This window comes from Nostoc paludosum FACHB-159 (assembly GCF_014698835.1).
Taxonomy (GTDB): Bacteria; Cyanobacteriota; Cyanobacteriia; order Cyanobacteriales; family Nostocaceae; genus Nostoc; species Nostoc paludosum.
This window is the reverse complement of sequence record NZ_JACJTU010000007.1, coordinates 1-21,081: the sequence shown is the minus strand read 5'-3', so window position 1 is coordinate 21,081 and position 21,081 is coordinate 1. Positions and strand designations below refer to the sequence as shown.

The 21,081-nt window shown below is 42.2% G+C and carries 22 protein-coding genes; 12 read left to right on the top strand and 10 right to left on the bottom strand.

All coding sequences use genetic code 11. The annotated features are described in order from the left end of the window. Positions 1-60 precede the first annotated feature (60 nt). Positions 61-1,788: a S8 family peptidase gene (locus tag H6H03_RS09060; protein ID WP_190954810.1), complete on the top strand. Its 1,728-nt coding sequence runs from the start codon at positions 61-63 to the stop codon at positions 1,786-1,788. A gap of 114 nt (positions 1,789-1,902) precedes the next feature. Next, positions 1,903-2,205, top strand: a complete 303-nt coding sequence (locus H6H03_RS09055; RefSeq protein WP_190954809.1) for a hypothetical protein — start codon at positions 1,903-1,905, stop codon at positions 2,203-2,205. A 40-nt stretch (positions 2,206-2,245) separates the two neighbouring features. Here the strand turns inward: H6H03_RS09055 and H6H03_RS09050 are convergent, their stop codons facing one another. Then, complete coding sequence (locus H6H03_RS09050; protein ID WP_190954808.1) at positions 2,246-2,617, bottom strand: CU044_2847 family protein; 372 nt, start codon at positions 2,615-2,617, stop codon at positions 2,246-2,248. 146 nt (positions 2,618-2,763) lie between these two features. On the opposite strand from H6H03_RS09050, the gene H6H03_RS09045 reads away from it, so the two are divergent. Together H6H03_RS09045 and H6H03_RS09040 are read left to right on the top strand one after the other, a co-directional pair. Further along, positions 2,764-2,931 (top strand): caspase family protein, encoded by a 168-nt coding sequence (locus H6H03_RS09045; RefSeq protein ID WP_190954807.1) that lies wholly within the window; start codon positions 2,764-2,766, stop codon positions 2,929-2,931. Between the two features lie 69 nt (positions 2,932-3,000). After that, positions 3,001-4,038, top strand: a complete 1,038-nt coding sequence (locus H6H03_RS09040) for a caspase family protein (RefSeq protein WP_190954806.1) — start codon at positions 3,001-3,003, stop codon at positions 4,036-4,038. Positions 4,039-4,145: 107 nt separating this feature from the next. Here H6H03_RS09040 and H6H03_RS09035 read toward each other — a convergent pair whose 3' ends face one another. Next, a complete protein-coding gene (locus H6H03_RS09035; protein WP_190954805.1) occupies positions 4,146-5,480 on the bottom strand; it encodes a trypsin-like serine peptidase in 1,335 nt (444 codons plus the stop codon). A 41-nt stretch (positions 5,481-5,521) separates the two neighbouring features. On the opposite strand from H6H03_RS09035, the gene H6H03_RS09030 reads away from it, so the two are divergent. From H6H03_RS09030 to H6H03_RS09010, 5 genes are all read left to right on the top strand, one after another. Continuing rightward, a complete protein-coding gene (locus H6H03_RS09030) occupies positions 5,522-7,540 on the top strand; it encodes a pentapeptide repeat-containing protein (RefSeq protein ID WP_190954804.1) in 2,019 nt (672 codons plus the stop codon). A gap of 323 nt (positions 7,541-7,863) precedes the next feature. After that, positions 7,864-9,153, top strand: a complete 1,290-nt coding sequence (locus tag H6H03_RS09025) for a glucose-1-phosphate adenylyltransferase (RefSeq protein WP_190954803.1) — start codon at positions 7,864-7,866, stop codon at positions 9,151-9,153. A gap of 33 nt (positions 9,154-9,186) precedes the next feature. After that, entirely contained in the window at positions 9,187-9,726 is a 540-nt protein-coding gene (locus H6H03_RS09020; RefSeq protein WP_190954802.1) for an AAA family ATPase, read from the top strand. Between the two features lie 9 nt (positions 9,727-9,735). Continuing rightward, positions 9,736-9,933 carry a hypothetical protein gene (locus H6H03_RS09015; protein ID WP_190954987.1) on the top strand — a complete coding sequence of 66 codons (198 nt, stop codon included), beginning with the start codon at positions 9,736-9,738 and terminating at the stop codon, positions 9,931-9,933. Between the two features lie 119 nt (positions 9,934-10,052). After that, positions 10,053-11,048: a DnaJ C-terminal domain-containing protein gene (locus tag H6H03_RS09010; RefSeq protein WP_190954801.1), complete on the top strand. Its 996-nt coding sequence runs from the start codon at positions 10,053-10,055 to the stop codon at positions 11,046-11,048. Positions 11,049-11,165: 117 nt separating this feature from the next. On the opposite strand, the gene H6H03_RS09005 is transcribed toward H6H03_RS09010, so the two are convergent. The 3 genes from H6H03_RS09005 to fabD all read right to left on the bottom strand — a co-directional run bounded on the left by H6H03_RS09005 (position 11,166) and on the right by fabD (position 13,548). After that, positions 11,166-11,831: a glutathione S-transferase family protein gene (locus H6H03_RS09005; protein ID WP_190954800.1), complete on the bottom strand. Its 666-nt coding sequence runs from the start codon at positions 11,829-11,831 to the stop codon at positions 11,166-11,168. Between the two features lie 110 nt (positions 11,832-11,941). After that, a complete protein-coding gene (locus H6H03_RS09000; RefSeq protein WP_190954799.1) occupies positions 11,942-12,532 on the bottom strand; it encodes a Uma2 family endonuclease in 591 nt (196 codons plus the stop codon). A gap of 134 nt (positions 12,533-12,666) precedes the next feature. Further along, on the bottom strand, positions 12,667-13,548 hold the full coding sequence (gene fabD / locus H6H03_RS08995; protein ID WP_190954798.1) for an ACP S-malonyltransferase: 882 nt from the start codon (positions 13,546-13,548) through the stop codon (positions 12,667-12,669). Positions 13,549-13,561: 13 nt separating this feature from the next. Here fabD and H6H03_RS08990 point away from each other — a divergent pair, with 13 nt between their 5' ends. Continuing rightward, entirely contained in the window at positions 13,562-13,735 is a 174-nt protein-coding gene (locus H6H03_RS08990; protein WP_190954797.1) for a hypothetical protein, read from the top strand. 24 nt (positions 13,736-13,759) lie between these two features. Here the strand turns inward: H6H03_RS08990 and H6H03_RS08985 are convergent, their stop codons facing one another. The 4 genes from H6H03_RS08985 to H6H03_RS08970 form a co-directional block, all read right to left on the bottom strand. Then, the gene (locus H6H03_RS08985) at positions 13,760-14,752 is read right to left on the bottom strand and encodes a beta-ketoacyl-ACP synthase III (protein WP_190954796.1); all 993 of its coding nucleotides are present in this window, start codon (positions 14,750-14,752) and stop codon (positions 13,760-13,762) included. Positions 14,753-14,942: 190 nt separating this feature from the next. Next, positions 14,943-15,965 carry a phosphate acyltransferase PlsX gene (plsX, locus tag H6H03_RS08980; RefSeq protein WP_190954795.1) on the bottom strand — a complete coding sequence of 341 codons (1,023 nt, stop codon included), beginning with the start codon at positions 15,963-15,965 and terminating at the stop codon, positions 14,943-14,945. Between the two features lie 257 nt (positions 15,966-16,222). Beyond that, a complete protein-coding gene (locus H6H03_RS08975; RefSeq protein ID WP_190954794.1) occupies positions 16,223-17,704 on the bottom strand; it encodes a leucyl aminopeptidase in 1,482 nt (493 codons plus the stop codon). 359 nt (positions 17,705-18,063) lie between these two features. Beyond that, positions 18,064-19,227 carry a hypothetical protein gene (locus tag H6H03_RS08970; protein WP_190954793.1) on the bottom strand — a complete coding sequence of 388 codons (1,164 nt, stop codon included), beginning with the start codon at positions 19,225-19,227 and terminating at the stop codon, positions 18,064-18,066. A 192-nt stretch (positions 19,228-19,419) separates the two neighbouring features. Here H6H03_RS08970 and H6H03_RS41205 point away from each other — a divergent pair, with 192 nt between their 5' ends. Further along, positions 19,420-19,599, top strand: coding sequence for a DUF1308 domain-containing protein (locus H6H03_RS41205; RefSeq protein ID WP_313931815.1), 180 nt, complete (start codon positions 19,420-19,422; stop codon positions 19,597-19,599). Between the two features lie 2 nt (positions 19,600-19,601). After that, a complete protein-coding gene (locus tag H6H03_RS08960; RefSeq protein ID WP_190954792.1) occupies positions 19,602-19,898 on the top strand; it encodes a DUF3349 domain-containing protein in 297 nt (98 codons plus the stop codon). A 139-nt stretch (positions 19,899-20,037) separates the two neighbouring features. Here H6H03_RS08960 and H6H03_RS08955 read toward each other — a convergent pair whose 3' ends face one another. Beyond that, entirely contained in the window at positions 20,038-20,868 is an 831-nt protein-coding gene (locus H6H03_RS08955) for an alpha/beta fold hydrolase (RefSeq protein ID WP_190954791.1), read from the bottom strand. Between the last annotated feature and the right edge of the window lie 213 nt (positions 20,869-21,081).

Below are 21,081 nucleotides of genomic sequence, written 5' to 3'. Positions count from 1 at the left end.
AGGATTCAAAATATGAATTGTTATGGTTCCTAACCCCAATAAATTGAATTTGAGGCAAAAATGAGACACGACAAACTTTCTCCCGGATTACTTTTGGCCTTTCAGGATTATCAAAACGAAGGAGAACAAGCCTTAGTTACACATAAGCGATCGCTCGGTATTATTGCCCATAAGACCACTGTCAAGCCAACTAAAAGCGTCGTTTTTCTCTACTGCGACTCTGATGCAGACTTGAGTTATTTATCGCAATATAATATTGAAGTCAATCAAAATTCTGGCAGCGTCCGCACAGCTTTCTTACCAATAAATGCTTTAGATGTCTTATCTGAAGAAGATACAATCCAACGTATCAAACCATCACGCAAACTTCAGCTACGGATGGACGTTGCACCCGGAAAAGTTAAACTGCCGGAGTTTAAAAACCAAACTGGGCTGACTGGCAAAGGCGTAATTGTCGGCATTATAGATAGTGGCATTGACCCGAAACACCCAGCTTTTGCCGGCAGAATTTTACACATTTGGGATCAAACACTCCCAGGCCCAGGAGTAGCAGAAGGAGGCTACGGGGCTGAATTTTCAGGGGCGCAGCTGACAATTTCTCAGGATACCGAGGGACATGGCACCCACGTTGCCGGAATCGCTGCTGGTGCAGATGCTACCTATAGCGGCGTAGCGCCAGAGGCGGAATTAGTTGTGGTCAGGTCAGATTTACAAGATGCCCACATTGCCGATGGCATTCGCTACATTTTTCGAGTCGCCAGACAATTGGGACGCCCAGCCGTTGTTAATCTCAGCTTGGGTGGACACGCCGATGCCCATGATGGTAGCGATTCTCTATCAAAGGTAATTGACGCCGAAACTGGCCCTGGCAGAATTGTTTGCTGTGCTGCGGGTAACGAAGGAAGCATCAATATTCACGGCCAAGCAACCATACCCAGCGATCGCACCCGTGGTATGCGCTTTAATGTTCCTTTGAATCAAGTAGGCATAGTTTGGCTAAATGGTTGGTATTCCAAAGACAGTGAGTTGGAAGTTTCGGTGCGGAGTCCCAACGATTTTGTTACTCCGTTCCAAAAAATCATTACTGACGGTAATCCTACGCAGGAATATCAGTTACCTGATGCACGGGTGGAAATTGTGACACCAGGCCCAGACCAAGCTAACGGCGATCGCAACTTCTTTGTCCAAATACGTGGTATCGGCCCTTCCCAAGTCATGGGAGGTATTTGGCAACTACGCCTACGCAATACTTCTGCAACTGACACACGTGTAGATGTGTGGACGTTAGATGATATGTCATCAGTATTTTTTACAGGTAAAAGTATCAAGGATGCAGTAAAAATTGGTTCCCCAGGAGCCGCTAGTAGTGCTGTTACAGTTGCAGCTTATACTACCAAAGCTAAGTACACAGATATTGATAACCAAGTGCGGGAAATGGGCTTAGATTTGGATACGATTTCCGAATTCAGTAGTGAAGGCCCTTTACGCAATGATGCCCAAAAGCCCGATATAGCAGCACCGGGAGCAATGATTGTTTCTACACTTTCTGCTGATGCTAATTCTGCCCGTTCTTCAATGATTAATTCTAAGTTTGTGGCAATGGCTGGGACGAGTATGGCTACACCTTTCGTCACTGGCTTAGTTGCATTACTCTTACAACGCGATCCCCAACTCGATCCCGCTACTTTGAAAGATTTGCTACGTAAAAATAGTGCAATTCCCGGAAAACCCGCAGGTACATTCGATGAGAAATGGGGTTATGGAGTGATTAATGCTTTAAATCTGTAATTAGATTGAGAAAGGTGGATATTATTTCTGTACAAGGGTAGGCAATAAAAAACTATAAATTTGATAAGTTAAGGTAGGTAAAAATTGCCTACCCTTTTTAACAAGGAATTGTTTATGAATTATCAAAAGCTAGATGCCGCCCTTGCTACAGCGTTGAATGATGTTCAAGATTCAGAAAAACCGAGTTTGGGGGTTTTTATCCATACCGAACCAATTTTAGACTCTAATGCAACTGCTGTTTTAGAAAATTTCGGCGTTAGCGGTGTTACCAGCGGTAAAGATATTTTTACGGCAACACTGTCACCCAATGCCATCTCTCAATTATCAGAGCAACCTTGGGTGAAGTATTTGAAGCGATCGCAGCAATTACATTTGGTTAATAGGAGAATAGGTATTGGCAAGTTGGGTGTTCAATAGGCATTGCCTAACCCTACACCCCGCGGATAATTTTTTACTGTTACTGTGAATCAGGTTTTTGTTTTTCTGGAAACTTACACTTCACCTCGATTTCCAGATTACTTTCAGCTGAACCTTCGGTAATGTAAGGTATGCCTGCTTTGCCACCCAGCTTAATGCCAAATTTAAGTCTTACCTCTTCAATCTCAGCAGTATTAAAGTCTCTAAAAGCACTAAGAGCATAGATAGTATAAGAGCGAATCATTTGGCGAGCTTGTTGCATTCGAGCGATCGCATCTGTTCGGATATCCTTGTATTCTATGCCATCATCCTCCTCCTCAATTTCCTGAGTTATTTCGGTGGCTGTGACGTTAATTTGAATCTGCTTAATTTCACCGTCTGCTTGGAAAAATAGTTGCTGTACTTCTGACATGGGCTACCTCAATTAAATTTTTGTATCGTGTCTGAAATATTCCAGGCTGTTTGCGAAAAAATAACATATCGTGTTGTTTCTAGTAACACAGCCATCAATTGTGTCTGTCAAGATTATCCTGTATTTACTAACCCAAGGTGTGTTAAATGGCACGATACGCCCTTGTTATTGGCATCGCCGATTATCTCAGCCCATCATTACCGCGTTTGTCGAAAGCTACAAATGATGCCGAGGCTATAGCGCAAATTCTAGAGCAATATGGTGATTTCCAGTCTGTGCAAAGACTACCCCAGCGTTGGAATAAGGATAAGTAGGTCGGTGTTGAAAATTGTCGTTATGACAAGGCAGGAGGCAGAAGGCAGAAGGCAGAAGGCAAGAGTTTTTTGGGCAACTTTACTTTTAGTTACATATTTTGGTTTTTTTACGCTGTTCTACTTAAAAACGGCTTTGAAATAGGAGCGCAAAAAGTTACTGGCGCTCAACTTGGCGAAGATTTGAAAACTTTTTTACTAGAGAAAGCTGCTAATAATGAAGCGTTGATTTATTTTAGCGGACACGGTTTTATAACTTGCGATCGCTTGGGACAAAAAAAGGGATATTTGGCAACTTCTGATTCTCAGATTGAAGTTGCGGAAAACCAAATTGTAGAACAAAAATCTAGTATTTCCCTTGACAGTCTCAATCAATTAATTCGAGATTCGCAATTAAGTAGTTTGGTAGTGCTACTCGATTGTTGTCATGCTGGCTATTTTTTGGAAAGACAGTTGATAGAACAAACTCTTACCGCTTTCAGTTCCCAAAGAGATTATTACTTAATTACAGCTTGTCGTGGCTTTGAACGTGCGGGAGTAATTAAGAGTGAAGAATATAGCATTTTCACAGGTGCAGTTATCAAGGGACTAGCGCCTGAGAATGCAGGTAAGAGTAGAAGAATTAGCAGCGATCGCTTATTTGATTTTATCAGCGATGAACTTAGAGGTTCTGTACAAGAACCTATTCGCATGGGTTGGGGACGTTCTATTACTTTAGTTAGCTATCCTACAGGCAGTCAGGCTCCAGTTTCTACACCCCAATCAGACCAACCAGTAATTAATAAATCTTTTAACATGTCTGGTAATTCTATTGGAAACTTTGCTGCTAGTGGCTCGATTAACTATAATGAAGCTCCTAACCAAATTCGCAGCATAACCGTTAATTCCTCTAGTTTGCCATCTCCATCGCTTAACCAATTAACTAACCAGCAGCGGTGTCAAACCCTTCGGAATCATCTTAGTGAATCATTAGAATTACTAGAAGAATATGAACAACAAGAAAGACTGACAAGTGACCCAAAAATACGTAGAAGTGCCAAAAATGAACAGGAAAAATTGCGACAAAAAATCGCCAGTTATGAACAAGAAATTAATAATTTGGGATGTTGAATTGCGAACTGATTTAATATTAGTCCAAACAGCAAGTTCCCAATTTTACGCGAGATTCAACTCATATAATCATTTTGAATTCTGACTCTTGAGTTTTGAATTCTTATTTAAGAAGCTGCTGCTTGATATGTAGGATTGCTTTCAGCTTTTTTTTCTACTGTATCAACAAAGTTTGTGATAAAAGTCTGAATTTTTTGCGATTGAGGATTTGATTTTTGTTCTGGCCCTAAATCTGCCTCTGCATTATATTGTTCCATTTTTGCTTTTAAATCCTTGACAATTTCACAAGTTCTCACACCTTCTTCTGCTGTTATTTCAAACATTGTATTAGTGTCATTTTCTGCTACTGCTGCATGATGTAAGGCTACTAATTGCCATTGCTGATTAAAAACTGGACTACCCGATGAACTAAAATCAGCATCAGCTTGATACTGAATAAATTGCTTATAAATTTCAGTAACTCGATTACTGGAAAGAATAACTTGTTTACGCTTTCCTTTTGGATGCTGAATAATATTTACAGGTTCTCCTTCCATAGATTTCCCTTGGGGAATTCTGATCTCAAAACCGTCGGATTGAAGATTTTGGATTTTTGTCTCATCTACAGGCGGTGCAATCCTTGTTGGGTTTTCGTCTAAGGTAATCCAGCCGAAGCGATCGCCTGCTCGGCCTAAAATAGAGAAGTCTGGATCTACAGGTTTATCTTGCAACTTAACCAAGGTGTAATCTAAATTTTCATTAGTTTCAAAAAAACCCGTTTCTGGATTGGTATCAAGTTTATATGCTATCGGCGGAATTTTTCTTCCAAGACCATCTTGATCGTATCCAAATTCGGCTATAATCTCATGACATATTTTCCGCTCTGGAAGTACATGATGATTGGTAAGTAAATAACTATTTCCAACTAAAAACCCTGTCCCAATCGGAATTGGTAACAGTTTACTAAAACGTTCTGGATCTTGAAGCACATTTGAAGGAGATGCTTCAGCAAGATTAGGAAAAAAATCGTCGGCAAAACCTTGTTCTTTTTCTGACATTGAAAAGATTTCTTCTATTTCTTGCCTAGTTAGAATATCTTGATTATTATTTTTAAGTTCCTGTTCAAACTCACTAACTACATTGACTATTTCTTGCCTAAATGGTTCAGAGAAATTCCGAACTATTCGGCATACCGCAGCGCCTCGCCTTACTCCTAGTTCTAAAAAAGAAAATGGTAAAAAATCTGGATTTCCAAAAACTGCATTAATCCGCGATGTTGGGTTAACATCAAAACGCGAGTTGATAATTTCTACTAAATCTCCGGGGTCAATAGACTCAAGTAATTGTTCTTGCTGCCTATTAATTGGTATAGAACTTACATTGAGTCTTTCCCTAAGAAGTCTAGTAGGCAGAAACCAATTATATAATATTTTGCTCCGAGACGGAGTTATATTAATGCTCATAAACGTTTTGTAAAATCCGAAAATTACTTGGTGGAATTGGAATGCAGTCTCATCACTTATCCCGCCCTATCCAACCCGGACAAAATATCCAAGGTTGGCGTTTCTCTCAAGAATCTTTGCAATCGGAATTACGTGGTATGATTGCTGGTCAACCACTAATAGTAAAAGCTTTGCTGCTTTTATTTATAAATGTTCTTTATTTAACATCAGGTATTGTATCTGGATTTTTTGGTGCGAATGTATTTTTTAACATAAGTATACAAGCTGATGGTTGGATAGAACTACTTTGGATGATTGTGGTAGTGACCCTTTGGATAATTACTACTATACGCAGAGGTATTGCTGAAGGTTTAAAAATAGCTTTTATAAGTTTTCTGATAGCTTTGTTTATAACAGCATTGTTAGTAAATTTCAATTTATTTACAACTATAAAACAAGGTATTCCACCAGTTATCGATCGCAGTATTCAAAATTTAGCTGCCACTACATTTGGAATGTTGTTTGCAACGATTAGTCTGTTAGCAGGTAGCTTGGCTTTTGCTTTAAGTTCAACTTTGTCTTCTCAAAATAAATATTTACTTCGAGTGTGGGGAATTCTCGCTATACTATTCTCAGCAATAATTATTGCTGTGGCAGCATATCACTTTCACTGGTTAGAAAATAAACCAGAAGAAGATAGTTTTTTAATTAGAAGTATTTCTATAAGTGGTGGTATAGCTTTAGGCTTTGGTACGATAATTGTTAGCCTAATCGCAACAAATTTTCATAATAAACATCGCGGGCATTTAGACTTTTTGCGAGATTGGGCGATCGCAGTTGCTTCTTGGGGCGGAACATCGTTTTATAATTTAGATTTAAGTCATGTTGATTTTACTGGTTCTCAGTTAGCAAATAGTGACTTAAGAGCGCGTAAATTTTACCGGACTTGTTTTAAGGGAGTTACTGGTTTGGATAGAGCCAGACTCGATAATAGATATTTAGATTTAATCAATTACAAAGTGCAAAAGCTTCTCACTAAAGAAGTTTGCGAACATAAAAATTTTAGCAGAATCAATTTGCAAGGTGCATATTTACGAGATGTAGATATGAGAGATATTATTCTAATAGAAACTAATTTAAATGGCGCAGATTTACAAGGTGCTGATTTGCGTCGAAGTATTTTGGTACGCGCTCAAGTTACAGGAGCGAATTTTACTCGTGCTAAATTGACAGGAATTTGTATTGAAGATTGGAGTATTAATTCCCAGACTTGTTTTGCTGGGGTTGAATGTGAATATATCTACCGCAAATTAGATGATAAAGGAGAGTCTACAGATAAATATCCTGTTGGGCGCAACTTTGAGAAAGGAGAGTTTGAAGCTCTGTTTCAAAAAGTAGAAGAAGTAGTGGAATTAGTTTTTAAAGAAGGTATTAACTGGCAAGCTCTAAGCTTTGCTTTCCGTAAATTACAATTAGATGATGAAGGTTTAGGATTAGAACTGAAAGGAGTCGAACAACGCGGCGACCTTTGGGTTGTGAAAGTAGCATATAGAGAAGGGATTCCTCGGCGAGAAGTTGAACAAAAAGTCAATCTAATTTATGAAGATCTTAAAACTTTGATGGCTGTCAAAGAACAGCAAATTAATAGGCTTCTCGGTATTGCAGAAAATCAAGCACAAGCTTTAAATAAAAGGCCTTTTGGTAATAGTTTTTTTATTGTTGGTAGCACAATTACAAACCTTGCAGGCTCTGGTGAAATTAATTATGACGAAGCTGCTAGTAAGATTCGCAGTTTTGTAGCTAATGGTAGCAATTTAGCTGAAGCGACAACTTTAGCTCAAAGCTTGTTAGAGCAATTTCAAAGTCAAAGCGTTGCTATTTCTACCAGTCAACAATCTGAACTAATTCAGCAGGTGATTCTCAATGAAGCTAAAAACGACCCATTTTTTAAACAGTTTCTTCTACAACAAGGACAGGAAATCGCTAATCTAATACCAGAGAGTGCGATCGCCACAGCTATCCAACAAGCATACTCCCAACTGAGAACAGAAAAAACAGAAGCTTCACCAGGAGAAATTTAGGAACCACGCTAACAAGCATCAATAACCACTTAGTTATCTAATAACTTCTAACTCTGATAATAACACTATGTCTAAAAAAATACTTATTAATGATTTGCTAGGAAACCTAAAAATTAACTATTTATGATATTAGAGTAGCTAAAAAATAGTTTATTTAGTATTAATTAATACTTATATTTTAATAAAAAGTAGTCAATAATATCATTAAACACCAGCAGCATTTTATAAAATTCATCCCTGAGATTCTTTGATTCCCCCTTACCAGCTGCCACATACAGTCCTAAACTGAAGATGAGAGTTGAAAGGCAGCTGGGAGAAATTTTGTGAAAAAAGTTTTATCAATCATCCTTGGTGGTGGCGCGGGGACTCGGCTTTATCCGCTAACCAAACTCCGCGCCAAACCAGCAGTACCAGTGGCGGGGAAATACCGCTTAATCGATATCCCTGTCAGTAACTGTATAAATTCCGAAATATTCAAAATTTATGTTCTGACACAATTTAACTCAGCTTCCCTGAATCGTCACATTGCCCGTACCTACAATTTTACTGGGTTCAATGAAGGGTTTGTCGAAGTGCTAGCTGCACAACAAACACCAGAAAACCCGAACTGGTTCCAAGGTACAGCCGATGCGGTGCGTCAGTACCTGTGGTTAATGGAAGAATGGGATGTAGATGAATATCTAATTCTCTCAGGCGATCACCTTTACCGCATGGATTATCGTCAGTTTATCCAGCGCCATAGAGAAACAGGGGCTGATATTACTCTCTCAGTCATCCCCATTGATGAGCGCCGCGCCTCAGATTTTGGTTTGATGAAAATTGACGATTCTGGTAGAGTCATCGATTTTAGCGAAAAACCGAAAGGCGAAGCGTTAACCCAAATGCAAGTTGATACAAGCGTACTGGGATTAACAAAAGAACAAGCCCAACAACAGCCTTACATCGCCTCGATGGGGATTTATGTCTTCAAAAAAGACGTTTTGTTCAAGTTGTTAAGAGAGGGTACAGAAAGGACTGATTTCGGCAAAGAAATTATTCCTGATGCCTCTAAGGATTACAACGTTCAAGCTTATCTATTTGATGATTACTGGGAAGATATTGGAACAATCGAGGCATTTTATCACGCAAACTTAACCCTGACTCGCCAACCGCAGCCACCTTTTAGTTTCTACGACGAACAAGCACCAATTTATACCCGCGCCCGATATTTACCTCCAAGCAAACTATTAGATTGCCAAATCACAGAATCAATTATTGGCGAAGGTTGCATTTTGAAAAATTGCCGCATTCAACATTCAGTTTTGGGAGTGCGATCGCGTATTGAATCTGGCTGCGTCATCGAAGAATCTTTGCTTATGGGTGCAGACTTTTACCAGGCTTCTGTGGAACGCCAATGTAGCTTAGTCAAAGGTGACATTCCCGTAGGCATCGGTACTGACACAATCATTAGGGGTGCCATCATCGATAAAAATGCCCGCATAGGCCATGATGTAAAAATTATCAACAAAGATAACGTCCAAGAAGCCAATCGGGAAAATCAAGGTTTCTACATCCGCAGTGGCATCGTAGTTGTACTAAAAAATGCTGTAATTCCTGATGGAACCATCATTTAATAGTTAATAGTTAGGAGTTAGGAGTTAAGAGTTATGGACTGTGAGTTAGGAGTTATAAATAAAAATTCTGAACACTCCTCACTTCTAACTCTCAACTCCTCGCTCCTCACTACTCATTCCTCACTTTTGTTGCTGATTGGTCTTCCAGGTAGTGGTAAGTCAACTCTGGCAAAACAATTAGTGGCACAATGCCCCCAGATGCTGCTGATTTCTACCGATGCCATCCGGGGGCAACTATTTGGTTCGGAAACTATTCAGGGATCGTGGCTATTAATTTGGCGGGAAGTGGAACGGCAATTTCAACAAGCTATTTCCACTGGTAGGACGGCAATTTTCGACGCCACCAACGCCCAACGAGGCAATCGCCGTGAGGTGATTAGTTTAGCCCGTGACTTTGGGTTTACCCAGATTACGGGAATTTGGGTAAACATGCCAGTTTGGCTGTGTTTGGCACGCAATAAAAAGCGATCGCGCCAAGTTCCAGAAGAAATTATCTTGCGAATGCACCGTCAACTCCGGGATGCTCCGCCAAGTCTAGAAGAAGGATTAGACAACCTGATTCGTTTTCTTTGAATTTAGGGCATGGGGCATGGGGCATTGGGCATTGGGCATAGGAAGAGGACAAGGCGACAAGGGGAAAGACTTGTTGTAAGTTCTCCCCATCTCCCCAGTCCCCAGTCCCCAGTCCCCAGTCCCCAATCCCCAGTCCCCAGTCCCCAATCCCCCATTTCTTCAAAGTACGGAAATTGCGATCGCCCGGTCAGCAAGAACCACACTTGATTTTGTATATTCTTTGTTAATTTAAAGTCAGATTCTTTTTGCTTGGCATTATACCTGGCAAAGTAAATATCTCTTATCTTAAAAAAACATAACGTAAATTTATATAGGAGGCTGGTAGAATGGCTGCAACCGACTTCAAAGACTATTACGCAATTTTGGGAGTTAGTAAGACTGCCAGTCAAGAGGAAATTAAACAAGCCTTTCGGAAACTAGCCCGCAAATATCATCCTGATGTGAATCCAGGCAACAAACAGGCTGAGGCACGCTTTAAAGAAATTAACGAAGCCTACGAAGTCGTCTCAGACCCAGATAAACGCAAAAAATACGACCAATTCGGTCAATATTGGAAACAAGCTGGTCAAGGTTTCCCGTCTGGTGGCGCTGGTGTTGATATGGGCGGTTTTGACTTCAGTCAATACGGCAATTTTGATGAGTTTATTAATGAGTTGCTAGGACGCTTTGGTGGTGCTAGCCCTCGCGGTGGGCGACAAACGTATTCTTACCGCACTTCCACAGGTGCTCCTAGTGGTTTTGGTGGCTTTAGCGATTATGGGTTTCAAGATGCAGGCGCTGGTACTGCCCAAGATAGTGAAGCTGCGATCGCGTTAACTTTTGGTGAAGCATTTTATGGCGTGCAAAAGCGCTTTAGTTTAGGCAATGAAACAATTGATGTTCGCATCCCACCTGGGGCTAAAACTGGTACTCGCCTACGCGTGCGGGGTAAAGGTCAAATTAACCCCATGACTCAACAACGGGGAGATTTATACTTAAAAGTCGAACTTCAGCCGCACTCGTTCTTCCAAATGGAAGGCGATAATTTGGTTTGCGAAGTGGCAATTACCCCAGATGAAGCAACCCTGGGAGCATCTATTGATGTACCTACACCTGATGGTATGGTTAATGTCAAGCTACCAGCAGGTGTGCGTTCCGGCCAATCACTGCGGTTGCGTGGCAAAGGTTGGCCTCTCGCCAAGGGTGGACGCGGCGATCAGTTGGTGAAGGTGGCGATCGCCCCACCAAAAGACCTCAGCCAACAGGAGCGGGAGTATTATGAAAAAATCCGGGCTATACGTACCTACAATCCCCGCAGTCATTTGTCTCAAGTCAAGCTGTAAGAAAAATTATTATCAAGCACCCATGCAAACAAAGCTTGCCTATGGCGCGGCGCGTACAGGCAGGCTTTTGAAAGTTTGCAATCTTTGTCAGAAGCTTACTCTTAAAGCTGATGGCTTTTAGCCTGAATTCTGTTGTGACATTCTTGCCACTACGATCGGTCTGAACGCCGCTATGTCCTCCGCAGTAGCCTCAGTAGCTTGCCATGTGGGACGTGCAATCAAGCGATCGCACCAAGCGTTTAATTTTGGATATTCACTTAAAGATATGCCTACAATTGGCATCAAAGGTACTACAGTTCCAGCCACAGCTTCAGCTAGAGTTAAGTTTTCACTGCCAAAGTAAGGGCGATCGTCAAGTAAACTTTCAAAAAACTTCAGCACTGTAGCAATTTTTTGCTTTGCCTTCTCAATTTTTTCTGGATCTCCTCCAGGCAAGCCTAGAAACTGAGGTAGAAAGATGGTAGTTGCAGGCAAAAGCTCATTCACAGTCACCAGTTGTACCATACGTGCGATCGCCAAATCCTTTGCATCTTTAGGCAGCATCGCAGGCGTAGGGTATTTTGCCTCTAAATAGTCGAGAATTGCCAAAGATTCTATTATCTTGAAGCCGTCATCTACCAAAGCTGGAATATGATGAAAAGGATTAATTGCCAAAAACTCTGGTTTCAACTGCTCCCCATCCAGCTCGATCTCTACCAATTCAAACTCAAGTCCTTTTTCTAGCAGAGTAATCCAGACACGGCGCGAGTTAGGAGAAATTGGCGAGTGATAAAGAGTCAGCATCAGAAAACCTCATACTTTATACCATCTTACTTGCAAGGCTATCTGAATACCTACTACCAAAAAGCAGATTTATTGAGCAAGTATGGTTGCAGATATAACTTTGTGTAGTACTAACTAACTAGAGGAAACACCGCTAATAAATTGAGCAATAAATCTGGAAATTCAGGAATATTTACAATTGCATTTGGTAAATATATTTGCTTAGTTGCATAATTAAAATTACCTTGCAAATCTTGAAACGGCTGGGTGTAAACTTCTAAACAATTCGCTATTAAATTAAATATCCAATAATTAGCAATTTTTGATTCAGCGTAAAGGGTTAATTTTTCTTGTGTATCGTATTTAAGGGGACTATCAGATACTTCAGCTACTAATATAATATCTTCAACAGAAGGATGCTTTGACGAATAACGATCTGCACGATAACGCGCAATGACTACATCAGGCTCAGGTTCGCTATTTGGAGGTAATGAAATTGGTTCTTGCCCTCTAACTATAGCCTTATTGTAGAGTAAAACTACTAATTCATTGACTAGAGAAGAAGTACAGCTACTGTGTGGTGTTCCTTTGGCAGCCATTTGCATTAATTCTCCACGAATTAATTCAATTCTGTCGTTTTCTGTAAGGAAACTTAATTCAATCAAGCGGTGATATTCTTGAATATTGAATAGTTTTCGGGTGACGTTTGTTGAAGTAATCATTGGTTGGCAGAATCAGTATCAGGTTTTGTTTTTAATTTTAAAAATAAACTATTCAGGAGTCAGCGATCGCATTGATTCTGATTCCTGAATTCACCAATTCTGAATTCTTCTTTTTAAAAGATCCTTTCAAAAAATCAAACTGGCAAATCAGCAGCAGTATTGATGTTTTTTAGGATTAAGTCAGGGCTAATACGTTTAATTAAGCCAGTTAGAACTTTGCCAGGGCCAATTTCTATTACTTGCTCGATGCCGTTGGCTGGTAATTGCAGAGAAATTTCTCGCCAGCGTACCGAACCCGTCATTTGTTGATTGAGGCGCTGCTTCAAAATTTCGGCATCAATAGACGGAATTGGTTCTATATTCGATAAAACTGGAACAACAGCTGGCTGAAATTCCACAGATTGCAAAATGTCTTGAAATTCAGCCGCCGCCGCCGCAACTAAATGTGAATGAAATGCCCCAGAAACTTTTAAAGGAATAGCACGTTTGGCTTTTACTTGAGACATGACTGTTTGTACAGCCTCGGTAGTACCTGAAATTACCACTTGAGCCGGACTGTTGTCATTTGCCACGACTACATCAGGCGTTTCGCCAATGACTTTTTCCAACTGTTCGCGGTCAAAGTTCACCAGGGCTGCCATCATACCACCAGAGGCACTATCCATGAGTTCTGCACGACGCTTCACTAGATATAAACCAGCCGACCACTCAAAGACACCAGCGACATAAAGGGCAACATATTCTCCCAAACTGTGTCCAGCAACTAAATCTGGTTGATGCCCTCGCTCTCGAAGAAGGTCAGCAAGAATGCTTTCTACTACGTAAAGGCTCGGCTGAGTATATAGCGTCTGTGATAATTTTTCTTCTTGTGTTTGACAAATTTCCGTCACAGACCAGCCTAAAATTGCCTCAGCCTGGTCAAATTTGTCTTTAGCGGCAGGTATATCTAATAAATCCATTCCCATTCCCAGCGCTTGGGAACCTTGTCCGGGAAACACCCATGCAGTTTTAGTCATTGGTCAATAGTCAGTGGTCAGTGGATATTGGGCATTGGGCATTGGGCATTGGGCATTGGGCATTGGGCATTGGGTATGGGGAGGTGTGGGAGGTGTGGGAGGTGTGGGAGGTGTGGGAGGATGGGGAAGTATTAATTCTCTTTCCCCCCACACTCCCCACACTCCCCACACTCCCCCATCTCCCTAGTCCCCAGTCACCAGTCTCCAATCCCTATCTTCCCCATTCAAAAATTGCTGCACCCCATGTAAGACCGGCACCAAAGCCGGATGTAGCAACGATGTGATTGGGTTTAATTTTGCCTTGGCGCACTGCTTCATCTAAAGCTAGAGGGATGGAAGCAGCGGAGGTATTGCCATAGTGGGCGAGATTACTAATAACTTTTTGTTCTGGGATATTGAGGCGTTGGGCAACGGCATCAATAATCCGCTGATTGGCTTGATGTAGGATTAGCCAATCTATGTGGTCAACAGTGAGGTTAGCTTGAAACAAGGCTTTATCAATGATTTCTGGCACTTTTTGGACGGCGAAGCGGTAGACTTCTTTGCCGTTCATACTAATGGGTTGGTAAGCGCCTTTAGTGACATTTATACCAGGAAGTAGTTCTTCGGATGAGCCTGTATAGCTAAGGTTGAGGTAATGGTTTTGAGTACCATCACTTTTGAGGGCAAAACCTAGTAAGCGATCGCTTTTGGATGCCTGCAATACCACTGCCCCTGCACCATCACCGAATAGTACACAAGTGCGTCGGTCTTGCCAATCTACCCAACGAGAGAGGATATCTGCTCCTATCAACAGTACATTTTGATAGACACCGGTTCTGATGTATTGAGCTGCTGTAATCAGTCCAAATACAAAGCCTGAGCAGGCTGCCGTCAAGTCAAAGGCTACTGCTTTGGTTGCTCCCAATTTAGCCTGTACTTGACAAGCACTACCAAACAAATCGTCAGGGGTAGAAGTCGCCAGCAAAATCAGATCTAGGTCTTCTGGTTTAATTCCCGCAGCTGCGATCGCCTGATTGCTGGCCGCTGTAGCGAGTACACTCAATGACTCCGATGGTAGCGCTATTCGCCGTTGACAAATTCCAGTTCTTGTGGTAATCCATTCGTCGGATGTTTCAACCAGTTCAGTCAATCTCTGGTTGTGTAGGGAAGTTGCTGGTACTGCTGAGCCACTTCCTGTAATTGCTATACCTAAGTTATGCACACCTAATCTCCCAAGCTATCAGCTTTTTGTCACTTGTCCTTGGTTATTTGTCCTTCGTCATTCGTCCTTTGTTATTTGTCTAATTTGACTTTGCCTTTTGTCATTTGCCATTTGTTGCTTTTAACTAATGACTCATGACTAATACTTCGACTCCGCTCAGTACAAGTGACTAATGACTAATAACTAATGACTAACCGCTCTCCCGCTCTAGGGTGTATTGGGACTGGATTCTTTGCAGTACCTGGTTGTCAACTGCTTCTTTTGCCATGCGAATTGCATTAAAAATTGATGGTGCCTGTGAGCTACCGTGACCGATCAAGCAAACTCCTGCCACGCCTAAGAGTAAAGCGCCGCCGTGTTCTGCGTGATCCATGCGCTGCTTGATGCGCTTGAGGTTTGGTTTTAACAGTGCTGAGCCGATTTGACCGTGTAATCCTTGGGGTAATTCTTCCCTTAAGATTTGCAAAATTACTTCTCCGACAGCTTCGGCAAATTTTAACAAGACATTGCCAACAAAGCCATCACAGACAATCACATCAAAACGCCCGGAAAGCACATCACGCCCTTCGGCATTGCCAATAAAATTAATTTGGGAATTTTCCCGTAGTAGTTGGTGGGCGCGGACAGCTGCATCATTGCCCTTGGAGTCTTCTTCACCGATATTCAACAAACCCACCTTAGGTTCATTTGTACCTAAGACATACCGACTGTAAGCCGACCCCATGACAGCAAACTGCTCTAAAAACTTCGGACGGCAGTCTACATTTGCGCCGACATCAAGCACTAACACTGGCTTCCCAGCGACAATGGTCGGGAAAACAGTCCCAATGGCCGGGCGGTCAACTCCTGGTAATCGTCCTAAGCGGAGCAAAGCTGATGCCATAGCTGCGCCAGAGTGACCTGCTGAAAATACCGCATCTGCCTGTTGCTGCTTGACCAAATCCATCGCCACATTGATAGAAGCGTTGCGTTTGCGTCTAACTGCGTTTAAAGGCTCTTCATCCATCGCGATCGCTTCCTGTGCGGTCACGATCTCCATCTGCCCTAAATTTGTTTTTGGAGGTAAGGCAGCTTCAATTTGTTGGGGATCGCCGACCAACAATATATCTACACCCAATTCTTCCCTTGCTCGCAATGCGCCAGCAACAATTTCACCGGGTGCGTGATCCCCTCCCATTGCGTCAATTGCGATCCGTACACGAGTCGATCCCATTGCTTAGAGCTTCTAGAAACCTTACAAATTTTACCAGATGGCTTTGCCCAAAAAGCTTAACTTTCGAGATAGCCAAATACTTTTGTTAATATTGCAACATTTTTTGTGGCTAGCCCACCCAAGATAGCACGAAATTGGGCATTGGGGATTGGGAATTGGGCAAGCAGGAAGTGTGGGAGGGGTGGGAGGTGTGGGAGGATAGGGAAGAATCTTTCCCCCCACACTCCCTCATCTCCCCAGTCACCAGTCCCCAGTCCCTACTCCCCAGCGTTCAATACCCAGTTAACCAGCGTCCGAACACCGTAACCAGTTGCCCCGGAGCTGTTGTAGCCGTTTTCTTTATCTGTCCACACTGGGCCGGCTATGTCTAAGTGTGCCCAAGGGGTTTCTTTAACGAATTCTTTGAGGAAAAGGGCGGCGGTAATTGCACCACCTGGACGGGGGCCGGTGTTTTTCATGTCGGCAATGCCAGATTTTAGCCCTTCAAAATATTTTTCTTCCATTGGCATCCGCCAAATCTTTTCTCCTGATGTTTGGGCGGCTTTTTCCAATTGGGAAGCTACTGCATCATCGGGAGTATATAAGCCAGCAATATCGTCGCCCAGGGCGATGACGTTGGCACCTGTGAGGGTGGCTAAATCTACGATCGCATCTAATCCTAATTTGTCGGTATACACTAGGGCATCTGCTAGGGTCAAACGTCCTTCTGCGTCGGTGTTGTTCACTTCGATTGTTTTGCCGTTTGATGCTGTGAGGATATCACCTGGATGCATGGCGTGACCACTAATCATGTTTTCGGTCGCCGCTGAGATAAAGTGTACTTCGGAATCTGGCTTGAGTTGAGCGATCGCTTTTGCTGCACCTAAGGTTGCAGCTGCACCACCCATATCAATTTTCATGGTTTCAATACCACTGCCAGCACCTTTTATGTTAAGTCCACCGGAGTCGAAGGTTAAACCTTTGCCAATAATGGCTAGTTTCTTTTTAGGTGTACCTTCTGGTTTGTAAGTGAGGTGAATAAATTTTGGTGGCAAATCAGATGCTTGGGCTACTCCCAAAAAAGCACCCATACCCAACTTTTCACAGTCTTCTCGTTCGAGAATTTGCAGTTGTAAACCGTGTTCGTTGGCGATCGCCTGGGCTGTTTCTGCTAAGGTAATCGGTGTTACTGCATTGGCTGGGGCTGCTACTAACTGCCGTGCCAAAATTACCCCGGAAACTATTTGATGAGCGCGGTTGATGGCTGCTTCTTGTCCACCAAAACCTAGTAATTCTACGGTTTCTATTTGTGGCCCTTTATCTTCGGGTTCTGATTTAAAGCGAACATCTTGGTAGAGTGCTAATTCTACGCCTTCTGCGATGGCTTGGGCACTTGCGTCAGGATCGTTATTCCATAGTGGAAAACTCAAACCGAGAATTTTGCTTTTTTGCTTTTTGGCTACCCTAGCTACCCCAGCCGCAGCGCGTCGCAGTGTATCTAGTTTGAGTGCTTCTGGTTTTCCTAAACCCACCACAATCAATTTACGCACTGGGCTATTACCACTCACACGGGTAAAAATGGTGCTATTGGCTTTCCCTTTAAATTCCTCTTCAGCAATCAGTTCTTTCAAGACTCCGGAAAACTTTTGATCTAAATTTGCCAGATCTCCGGTTAACTCTACTCCATCTTCAAATAATCCAATTGCCAGACTATCGCCTGTCCACTCTAGCAAAGGCGTATCACTAGGTTGAATTTTCATTGCGGGATTTTATCTAAAATATTCGTTCTTGTACCAGTATTGCTCAAAATTTGGGGACTGGGGATGGGGCATTGGGCATGGGGCATTGGGCATTGGGCATTGGGCATGGGGCATGGGGCATTGGGCATTGGGTATGGGGCATTGGGCATTGGGCATTGGGGTGTATAAAGTAGAGTTCAAAGACTCATTCACGAGTATTAAACACTCGTCGGCGAGTATTAAAGACTCATTCACGAGTATCAAAGACTCATTCACGAGTATTAAACACTCATTCACGAGTATTAAACACTCATTCACGAGTATTAAACACTCGTCGGCGAGTATCAAAGACTCATTCGCTATGCCCAATGCCCAATGCCCTATGCCCCATTCCCCATGCCCAGATCGAATTTGTTGGCGATCGCGTCTATTATTTCCTGTTCAAGTTGTGTAGTCTGGTTATCAAGCTGGGTAATTTTGCGACACTGAGCTAACAACGGTATGGCAAAATCACGGCTTAGCTGATTGAGGAGTGTATCTAAAGGCTTGGGTGATTTGATATTTTCGGCAATGGCTTTTAGGGACGTAGGGCTTAAATTTGCAACTTGCAATTCTGGCAAAATTTCTTGCCAAGTTTTTTCGGGATGGCTGGCGAGGATCATGTGAACTAAAATTTGATCCATGACGGCTTGTTGAGCGATCGCACTTTGCAGATACTCTTCACTCTGTTGTTTTAATGTTGCCAATGTCTCTGGCGAATTGAGGGAAGTTGATTCATCTAGTTTGGCTTCATAAAATCGACAAGCAGCATACCCCAATGAATAGATCATTGTTGCATTTGAACTAGCGGCGATCGCTGCACCCGCAAAGGGCACATTTCTTAACAAGCCTAATCCCGCAGCTTTCAACAAACGGCCTCCACCCAAAGCCAAACCAAAAATTGCTAAAACTTCACCTCTGCGGCCAGGATCTTTTAAATCTAGCCCATAGTCAGATGCAATTTCATAAACCATTTCTGACTGCAATTTTGTTGTGGCTGCTAAATCAATTGCCAAAAATGTCAGTGCAAATCCTGGTAAAATACTCGTTGCCAAACCAATCCCACCGGCTCTTGCTGCTTTGTCCATCATGATGCGGTGAGCAATTTGGCTGGGTGATTCGTTGGGATACTTTTCCTTGAGCTTTTTAACTGCCACTTCTGCTTTTTCTAAATCAACATTATCAGTGGCACCAAATAGCCAATTGAGATTTAATACTCCAGATAGTTTTCTAATCAGCCAATTATCGCTCAGGCGATTTACAACTGTACCGCTGGTTTGAGTTGTTTGTTCAATTAATTTGTGTGTTTGTTTAGTGGCTGCTTGTCCTAGACCTATTGCTGTGTCTAAAACTGCTTTACCAGTCTCAGCAACAGTTTTAGCAAAAGACTCTAATATAGACGGTTGATTTTCAACTGATGATTGAGGTTGAATTTTTACTTTGTTTGTTTCTGTAGGTGAATTAACTAATTTTTTTGCTTCTATTTCTTGGGATCGATCTGTCATTGCTAGACACCATTCTCTAAAGCCTCTCTATGTTATTTTGTAGCGAATTGCCATCGGCTTGACATCCCTCGACAAGTACAAGTTATGGATTAAAAATTCCTGCGATGCTTTTACCGAAAGTTACCTCATTCCCATAAAATAATCCCGTTGAGTATGGCGTTTAAATGGTCAATCTAGACACAGGCACTGTGTTTGCTAAACTTACAGCCGACTAGAAGTTTGGGCGCTAATGATATCATCATTTTAGGAACAGGGGATCGGTTAGGCATTGTGACGATGACAGCAGATGCTAAAGCGGTTAGAGCAGCACTTTCTCAGGGTGTAAAGTTCAATGTGTATATCCATCAGCCTTGCCTTTTAACAGGAAACTAACCATGCAAATTACTATTGCACCTTATCTTTTAAGTACTTATAAACTGATTCAGTGTGCTTTTCCCAATGGAATAGAAACACAAGACTATTTACCATTGTTGGCATTACTTTATGATGAAATGTCAGATCGAAACTTAGCAGAAATCGTATCTCACTGCACAGGAAGGCATTATAACCTTGTTCTCAATGATGTGTATCGTGTAGTAACAACTGATGTGCCAAAGGCTGAAGCTATTGACAAGGTGAAACAGCGTTTGCTTGTTTGCGGTTATGAAAAGTGGCTTAAAGAAACTGAATAGCGCGATCGTAAACCTGCCTATTTAGGCAAAAGAGCGATCGCCTTGCTAATACAAACTTTTAAGTTAGATAACTCTGTGTAACTAACATACTAAAGTTTATGGGCGTTTTGCATTTGTAGAAATGCGATCGCCCCTCACCCTATCCTCTCACTTCTTGCTGTGTAACAGTATCAGCTTGACTTTCTAAAAAGTCGTTAGTCTTGAGAATTTCATAGAGATTAATATCTTGCTCTAACAAGCAAGCATGTCCGCAGTGAGGCAGCACCACAATCTCGGTATTTGGTATGATATTCCCTAAACGCTTGGCTTCAGTTACAGAAGGTAAAAGGCGATCGCTACCACCAGCAATCAACAAAACTGGTTGCTTTAAGCGGCCCAATTTCTCTTTATCAATCTCAAACTCCCGCAGTAAAGACAATCGCCAATGAACGGTTTCTGGCGGTACAGAACGCATAGTTCTTAATAATTCATGGCGATCGCTGCGAGAAATACGTGGCAAAGATGCTAAAAATGGCAGTAACCCCAGTGCGCCGACATCATATAATCCTGATGGGACTAAGTAAGTAATTTGCGATGCCCAATTCAACAAAGGACGAAGGTGAAAGGCTGAAGCTGGGTTAATTAAAATAATTCGTTTAAATAGCTGCGGTGCCTTGATTGCAACTTTCATCGCCAAGCAACCGCCAAAGGATTCACCACACAAGTAAACTGGCCTCCTGTGGGAACTCTTTTCTAATTCGGCGTGGATTAAGTCTAATACACTGTTCGTTAGCACATCCCAACTGTTAAGGTCTTTTCGAGGGATTGCAAAACAGCGGACATCAAAGCCAACTTCTAATCCAGCGGTTTGCGATCGCAATAATTGACCTGTTCCATCCATTCCTGGTAAATACACAAACAGCGGATACTGTGGTTTTAGTCGTTTCGGTGTAAGGAAACAAGGCTTGAGTTCAACTTCTGGGGTAGTCATTGGTCACTTGTACTGAGCAAAGTCGAAGTATTAGTCATTGGTCACTAGTTAATGGTATAAAACTTTTGGATTGTTGATTGTTGGCTGCTTGTGACCAGACGCAAAAATTCCCTCTCAGCAAGCAACTCAAAGCCTTGAATTCAGAGACTTCCCAATCAAAAAACATCAGGATTTTCTTGTGGGGTGGGCATTTTGTCTGCCCAGTTCAGAGGG

Coding starts and splice junctions, on each gene's coding strand:
- H6H03_RS09015 (WP_190954987.1), top strand. CDS start 9,736: ATGGGGCATGGGGCATTGGGCATTGGGCATAGGAAGAGGACAAGGCGA.
- H6H03_RS09005 (WP_190954800.1), bottom strand. CDS start 11,831: ATGCTGACTCTTTATCACTCGCCAATTTCTCCTAACTCGCGCCGTGTC.
- H6H03_RS08975 (WP_190954794.1), bottom strand. CDS start 17,704: ATGAAAATTCAACCTAGTGATACGCCTTTGCTAGAGTGGACAGGCGAT.
- H6H03_RS09020 (WP_190954802.1), top strand. CDS start 9,187: ATGGACTGTGAGTTAGGAGTTATAAATAAAAATTCTGAACACTCCTCA.
- H6H03_RS09010 (WP_190954801.1), top strand. CDS start 10,053: ATGGCTGCAACCGACTTCAAAGACTATTACGCAATTTTGGGAGTTAGT.
- plsX (WP_190954795.1), bottom strand. CDS start 15,965: ATGGGATCGACTCGTGTACGGATCGCAATTGACGCAATGGGAGGGGAT.
- H6H03_RS08955 (WP_190954791.1), bottom strand. CDS start 20,868: ATGACTACCCCAGAAGTTGAACTCAAGCCTTGTTTCCTTACACCGAAA.
- H6H03_RS08960 (WP_190954792.1), top strand. CDS start 19,602: ATGCAAATTACTATTGCACCTTATCTTTTAAGTACTTATAAACTGATT.
- H6H03_RS09055 (WP_190954809.1), top strand. CDS start 1,903: ATGAATTATCAAAAGCTAGATGCCGCCCTTGCTACAGCGTTGAATGAT.
- H6H03_RS09060 (WP_190954810.1), top strand. CDS start 61: ATGAGACACGACAAACTTTCTCCCGGATTACTTTTGGCCTTTCAGGAT.
- H6H03_RS09050 (WP_190954808.1), bottom strand. CDS start 2,617: ATGTCAGAAGTACAGCAACTATTTTTCCAAGCAGACGGTGAAATTAAG.
- H6H03_RS09035 (WP_190954805.1), bottom strand. CDS start 5,480: ATGAGCATTAATATAACTCCGTCTCGGAGCAAAATATTATATAATTGG.
- H6H03_RS08970 (WP_190954793.1), bottom strand. CDS start 19,227: ATGACAGATCGATCCCAAGAAATAGAAGCAAAAAAATTAGTTAATTCA.
- fabD (WP_190954798.1), bottom strand. CDS start 13,548: ATGACTAAAACTGCATGGGTGTTTCCCGGACAAGGTTCCCAAGCGCTG.
- H6H03_RS09000 (WP_190954799.1), bottom strand. CDS start 12,532: ATGATTACTTCAACAAACGTCACCCGAAAACTATTCAATATTCAAGAA.
- H6H03_RS09030 (WP_190954804.1), top strand. CDS start 5,522: ATGCAGTCTCATCACTTATCCCGCCCTATCCAACCCGGACAAAATATC.
- H6H03_RS09045 (WP_190954807.1), top strand. CDS start 2,764: ATGGCACGATACGCCCTTGTTATTGGCATCGCCGATTATCTCAGCCCA.